Origin of the sequence: Arachnia propionica (assembly GCF_003932785.1) — a bacterium.
Taxonomy (GTDB): Bacteria; Actinomycetota; Actinomycetes; order Propionibacteriales; family Propionibacteriaceae; genus Arachnia; species Arachnia propionica_B.
Genome location: NZ_RQYT01000030.1, coordinates 64,393 through 70,742 on the forward strand (window position 1 = coordinate 64,393; position 6,350 = coordinate 70,742).

A 6,350-nucleotide genomic window follows, 5' to 3' on the forward strand; every position below is an offset into this window, starting at 1 on the left:
CTCCACAAGGTCAAATCGTGTCGGACGAATGGACAAAAGTCAATTGTTCATTGGCCTAGGATAACAAGCTCTCCGGTCGAACAGGTGGGTCTCCTTCATGGTGATACACGCAGATTGTCGAGGGTCTCCCGGGTCTGGGCCATGAGAAGTCGCACGACGGTGCCGTCGACTTCCGCGCGTTCCGAGTGGATCTCACCCGCATAGCTGCGGACATCCACGAGGAGGGTGTCGGAGGAGTCGAGATCGAGGATCTCGAACAGGCCCCCCGTCACCCCGGCGCAGGACGTGACCGCAGCCACGTAGCCAGTGAACCAGGCCGACGCCTCCTCGGTGGTGGCGAACTCCATCGCGACGCCGTTGCCGGGCAGGTCGTCGGCGTTGCGGTAGGTGCTGGTGAGGGCCGCCGTCGGGTAGGGCAGCTCCGGGACGGGCCCGTCGCTGCAGTGGGGCACCGCCTCGGTGGCGATGAGGAACGGGTCCTGACCGTGCACCCAGGAGCCATTGGGGTTGAACTCCCCCTCCTCCGGCTTGACGACGGCGGCCTCGAAGCCCAGCCAGGTGCGGGGCAGCGACGTCTCGTCGAGCCCTCCCGCCGTCGTCGGGTCCGGGCTCGCGGGAGCGGCCGCCGCCTCCGGCGCCGAGGTGGTGGTGGCGTCGGAGGCGGGGGCGGGGGCTGGATCCGCCCCACAGGCGGTCACCAGCAGCAGCGCAGTCGCGGCGAAAAGTGATCTCAGCATCTCTTGGTCGTCAGTTCGAAGTGGTGGTAGTCACGGTAGCAGCCACCCCAATGCCCTCCTCGGGCCCTGAACTGCTGGGGGAAGACCGTCGAGGCCATGTGCATGCCGGGAATGGAGGCGGAACGTCCCGTCGAGTACTTCGACGACGGGTACCAGCGTCCGGCCGCGAAGTAGGGGTTCTTGACGGTGTTGATGTCAATGGCGTAGCCGTAACTGTGCGGCGACATCCGGTACGGATTTCCGACGACCGTCCGGCAGTTGAATCCTGAAGTATTGTCGTCCTCCATCATCAACTCATCCTTCGCCCCCGGATACTCGGAGGGAAGCCGCATCTTCGTGATGGGGAATCGCTCGTCGAAAGCGGCCTGGAAGATGTCGATGGTTCGCTGCGCCAGATCGGAACGCACGATGATGGAGCCGCGTGCGATCGTCCCCTGCGGGGTCCAGTGGTTCATGTCGATCTTCGACAGCTGATGCGGGCCGACGGGGCAGCCGGGACGCCACGCGGCGCCGACCTCGGCGGTGTATGCCGGGGCGATCCACGGCTGCATCCCGATGTGCACCAGCTTCACGGTGACGGGCTGCACGTTCCACCAGCCCGGCTGGGTGCCGGCCGTCGCGGTGAAACGGAGGGTGCCGGCGTCGGGTCCGACCCACTTCGTCACGAAGTACCGTCCCACCGAGTCCGCGGTGGTGGTGATCATCTCGTACCAGCGCGAGTTGTTCGGGTTGTTCCACCAGATGGTGACCTTCGAGTTCGCCAACGCCGACCCCTCGAAGATGTAGCGTCCCGTCCCGGCCTGGTAGCCGTCGCTGAGCTTCGTGCCCGTCATCCGCACCGAGAAACTGCTCGGGGACTGGACGATGACGGTGGTCGCGTGGCGGGCGTCCTTGGACGGGCGCTCACCGGTGGTCGCGGCCCAGTGGATGGTCGCCGGCCACGGCCCGATGGGGGTGATGAGGCGGAAGTTGCCCTGGGCGTCGGAACGGCCCCTGACGCCCTCGCGCCAGTTGCTGCGGTCCGGGGTGGTGTCCCACCAGATCTGCACCATCGAGTTCGGCGTGGTGCGGCCGCTGTAGACGTACTCGCCCTGGCCGCCGATGAAGGTGTTGCCCTGAGAGTTGCCGGTCGAGGCGACGGTGAGGGCCAGCGGGGCCTGCACCATCCGGACGGCGCGGGTGGGGGCGTCGGCGGCGGGGGTGTTCCCCGCGGAGACGGTGAAGCCCAGCTCGCCGGGCCAGGGGCCGATGGGGTGGCGGTGGGTGAAGGTCCCGTCGGCCCGGACGGCCACGCCGGTGTCGAGGGTCCGCCAGGTGCGGTTGCCCTGCGGCTGGTTCCACCAGACGGTGATGCGGGTGCCCGGCCGGGCGAGGCCGGAGAACGTGAACTCGCCGGATCCGGCGACGAACGCGTCGCCGTCCTTCTTGCCGGTGGTGTCGACGGTGAGGGTCTCGGCGGAGGAACGGAGGTTCACCTGCTGGCCCTTGACGCTGGGCGCGGGGGCGGCGGTGCCCTCGGTGGCGGTGAACTGGAGGTCGCCGGACCAGGGGCCGATCTTGGAGCGGACCTCGAAGGTGCCGTCCTGACGGGCGGTGGTGCGGGTGGACTCCCGCCAGCCGGTGTTGTTGCGTGGGTTGCTCCACCACACGACGACGGTGGACCCGGCCTTCGCGGAGCCGCGGAAGACGTAGCTGTCGACGAAGTCGCCGGTGAGGAAGGTGGAGCCGGATGTCGGCCCGGTGGAGGTCACGGTGAAGCGGGAGGCGTTGGGCTCGGCTCCGTCGGGGTCGGCCCCGTCGGTTTCGACACCCGTGTCACCCGGATCCGCGGCGGGCTCCGTCGAGGGTGCGGTGGTGGGGGTGGGGGACTCCTCGACGACCGAGGGGGTCGCGGAGGGTTCCTCGGTGGGTGTGGTCGTCGTCGGCCCCGGCGATGGGGCGGCGGACGGCGTCGTCGATGGGCTCCCGGAGGCGGAGGGAGGGGCGGATTCCTCGGGGTCGAGGGGATCAGCCTGCGCGGCCACCGCGTTCAGGAACAGGGCGGCCGTCGTCTGGGCGAGGGCAGTTATACGGCGCACGGGGTTCATCACAACATGGAAGACGTTTGGGAACACAGAAAAAGGTCACAACCAATCAAAAAGAGGACACCGCGCACCCTGTGGCACACGGTGTCCTCACATGTGGTCACTCGTACACGACCACCTTGTCCCCGATGCGGACCTGGTTGTACAACCAGTCGATCCCCTCGGGGTCGCGGAGGTTGATGCATCCGCCGGAGCCGCCGTGCCATCCGTCGGTGGCGAAGCCCGGCGAGTAGTGGACGGCCTCGCCGCCGTTGTAGAACATCGCCCACGGCATGTAGGCGCCGTAGATCGTCGACGTGTGGTACCGGGACTTCCAGCCCACCTTGAAGGAGCCTTTGTCACTGGGGGTCGCGGGCGCGCCGAACCGGGCGTCGAACGAGGCACGGATCTGGCCGCTGATGACCCAGTGGAGGATGCGATCGGACTTCGAGGCGCACATCACGCGGCCCGTGAGGCAGCGGGAGTCGAGGCGCGGCGTCGGATCGGCGTACCGCTCCCTGTTGACGAGGGTGTACGCGTACAGGTAGCCGTCGCGGCTGATGGCGATGACGTACGAGCGGCCGTGGATGCGGGCGGACTGGATCTTGGCCATGTTGTTCCAGCCGGTGCCGACCCGGTAGTGGGAGAAGTGGAAGCCGGAGCTGTCCGCGGCCAGGTAGCGCAGGGTGTTGTGGCGGTCGATGGCGAGGAGGTCGCCGCGGCCGTTGTTGTCCCAGTCGCCGGTGCCGACGAGGTTGCGGAACCCGGTCCAGTCGACGGCCGAGTGCACGGCGTCGCTGAACTCGACGCGGCGGTTCGAGGTGTAGACGAAGGAGTGGCCGTCGTTGCGCAGCCCGACGAGGGCAGGGCGGCCGTTGGGGCCCTTGTTGACGACGGCGATCTCCAGGAAGTTGTGCCAGTTGCGGCCGATCTGGCGCTGACCGGCGAAACCGCCGCGGCCGTCGCCACGGTAGAAGTGGAGGGTGCCGTCACGGAACCGGCCGACGAGGTCGAGGTTGCCGTCGCCGTCCCAGTCGGCGCCGCCGAGGATCTCCAGGGCGCGGCCCCAGTTCTGGCCGATCTGCACGGGCGGGGTGAAACGGTCCCACATGAGGGTGCGGTAGAACAGCAGCGCACCCGACTCGGTGACGAGCATCAGGTCGGAGCTGTGGTCGCGGTTCCAGTCGCCGGGGAAGATCGTGCGCGACGCGGTCCAGCCGTGGCTGATGCGGGTGCCGCCGGTGACGTGGACGCCGGACAGTTGGCCCGCGGGCGGGGGCTCGTAGCCGTCGAGCTGCGCCTCCGGCGAGGCGTCGGCTCGTCGGCCCGGGCGGGGGTCAGCGACGCCAAGGAGGTGGCCAGGGAGAGGGTGAGGGCGGCCAGACTGATCCTGGCGATCCCGGAGGCTCGATGCATGATTCCCCCAAGAGGTGAAGGACGAAGTGTTGTTGGCCATTGACCAACCTTTCAGCCATGTCCACCTTTCGGCGTTTCGTGAAGACCGCGGTCTGACCCGATGAGCAGGGGTTGTCGGTCCTTGGGGCCAGAGCAGGAGGGGTGGAGCCCTGGTCAGCGCCTCAAGGGCGAGAAGTGTCCGAACGTGACATCACGAGTGACCATGAGCCCGGTTCGCCTGTCTTGAAGCCGCTTCGCCTGCCATTTACGCGGCTCGCCTGTCCAGTTCGGCAGGCGTTTCCGACCCAGGGCAGGCGAAACCGCCATGATCGGACGGTTCGTCCTGGTCCGCCCGTGTTGAGGCGCATCAGGACCTGGGGTGACGCGGGGAGGCGGCTGTGGGGTGGGGGTGGTCAGTGTTCCTCCAACTCGGCGACGATCTCGGCGAAACGTTCCTCGTCGAGGCGGTAGCCCCTCATGATGAACCAGGAGGCGACGATGAGGACCATCGGGGCCCCGAGCATGACCGACTGGAAGGCCGCGACGTTGACGGGGGAGTCGTCGCTGATTCCCGAGACGAGGAGAGCCAGGCCGACGAGGCCCGTGCCCAGGCCGTTGGAGGCCTTGTAGATGAAGGGTTGCACGGCGAGGGTGATGGATTCGTTGCGTCGGCCGAGTTTCCACTGGCCGTACTCCACGCAGTCGGTGATGAACATGAGCATGAGCAGCTGGATGAAGGCCTGCCCGCCGAACAGCAGCACCCCCGCCACCGCCACCAACTGCATGGACGAGGCCGCGAACCAGAACACCACCAGACCCGCCACGCACAACAGGGTGGCCAGCGTGTGGATCTGGCGACGGCGCAGGCGGCGTCTCAGCAGGGGAAAGAGTGCCAGCCCGGCAATCTGGGAGACGGCCAGGATCGCGGCGAAGATCGAGTAGGCGCCCTCGTCGCCGTGCACGTACTTGAACCAGTAGGTGCCGAGCGAGGCCACGGTCATGTAGCCGGCCATGAAGCACAGCATCGCCGCGGTGACCCACAGCAGCTGATCGTTGCGGCCGATCACCGACAGCACCTCCCGAAGGCCGGTGTGCTGCCCTGCGGGCTCGACCTCCTGACGGGTGAAGCGCAGCGTCAGTACCTGGAACAACAGCTTCAGGGCCACGAGGATCGCCGCGAAGGCCAGCCAGCCGAGTTGCGCGTTCCCCAGCGCCTCGCCGAGGGCCTTCGTGGCCGGCAGCACGGAGACGACCACGGAGAACAGGCCCAGGTTGGCGACGATCCGGGCGATGGCGCCGATCCGTTCCCGCTCCCGCTGGTCCCTGGAGAGGGCGGGCAGCATCGACCAGAACGAGATGTCGTTGATGGTGTAGGCGACGGACCACACCAGGTAGATCACCGAGAACCAGAGGATGAACTGCCAACCCGTGAGCCCCGTGTCGATGAACAGGGCGAGGGTCGCGGCGGCCCACAGGCCGCCACCAAAGGCGATCCATGGCTTGAACTTTCCCCACCGCGACCGGGTGTTGTCGACGATGAGTCCCATGACGGGGTCGTTGAGGGCGTCGAAGATCCGCATCGCGACGAGCACGACGGTGACGGCGGCGGTGGCCCCGGCGGAGATGTCCACCACGTCGGTGAGGTAGAACATCAGGTAGAGGCTCACCAGAGCCGCGGACATGTCGCGCCCGAGCGTTCCCAGTCCGAAGCTCAGGCGGTTGCGCCAAGGACCCATGGAACAACCGTAGTGGGCGGAGTGGGCCGCCCTGGGTCAGCTGCGAACCTGCGCCTGGAACGCCTGCAAATTCATATCTGGCGAGCCTGCAAATCTATACCTAGACTGTCTGCAAACCTATGGTTTTGGAGGGGTGCATGGCTGAGGACTACCTGCCCCGCGTGATGGACGCGGTCCTGGAGCGTTCCTTGAGGATTTCACGGGCCGTGGTCCTGGAGGGAGTGCGAGCCTCGGGCAAGACCCGAACCGGACAGGCGGCTGCACGATCTGTTGCTCAGAGGGTGCGCGGATAGGCGAATCTACTGCGGTCGCCCCGGTGACCCCCTGGCTGCGTTGTCCTCCTCGAACGCACGCTCCAGTGCGCTCTTCGTCGTCCGCCTTGCCAAGAGGCCACCGTGACGATCCTCGTCACGATCCCC

4 protein-coding genes are annotated in these 6,350 nt (G+C 67.4%); all 4 read right to left on the reverse strand.

The genetic code is table 11. The features are described from left to right. Positions 1 to 95: 95 nt before the first annotated feature. Positions 96 to 737, reverse strand: a complete 642-nt coding sequence (locus EII35_RS11375; protein WP_125228588.1) for a hypothetical protein — start codon at positions 735 to 737, stop codon at positions 96 to 98. Then, complete coding sequence (locus EII35_RS11380) at positions 731 to 2,824, reverse strand: M15 family metallopeptidase (RefSeq protein ID WP_125228589.1); 2,094 nt, start codon at positions 2,822 to 2,824, stop codon at positions 731 to 733. The genes EII35_RS11375 and EII35_RS11380 overlap by 7 nt, the downstream gene beginning before the upstream one ends. 97 nt (positions 2,825 to 2,921) lie before the next feature. After that, positions 2,922 to 4,256 (reverse strand): L,D-transpeptidase, encoded by a 1,335-nt coding sequence (locus EII35_RS11385; protein ID WP_125228590.1) that lies wholly within the window; start codon positions 4,254 to 4,256, stop codon positions 2,922 to 2,924. A gap of 352 nt (positions 4,257 to 4,608) precedes the next feature. Continuing rightward, positions 4,609 to 5,931, reverse strand: a complete 1,323-nt coding sequence (locus tag EII35_RS11390) for a glycoside-pentoside-hexuronide (GPH):cation symporter (RefSeq protein WP_125228591.1) — start codon at positions 5,929 to 5,931, stop codon at positions 4,609 to 4,611. Positions 5,932 to 6,350: the final 419 nt, after the last annotated feature.

Excerpts from the sequence above, each read along its gene's own strand:
- EII35_RS11375 (WP_125228588.1), bottom strand. The coding sequence starts at position 737 with ATGCTGAGATCACTTTTCGCCGCGACTGCGCTGCTGCTGGTGACCGCC.
- EII35_RS11380 (WP_125228589.1), bottom strand. The coding sequence starts at position 2,824 with ATGAACCCCGTGCGCCGTATAACTGCCCTCGCCCAGACGACGGCCGCC.
- EII35_RS11385 (WP_125228590.1), bottom strand. The coding sequence starts at position 4,256 with ATGGCCAACAACACTTCGTCCTTCACCTCTTGGGGGAATCATGCATCG.
- EII35_RS11390 (WP_125228591.1), bottom strand. The coding sequence starts at position 5,931 with ATGGGTCCTTGGCGCAACCGCCTGAGCTTCGGACTGGGAACGCTCGGG.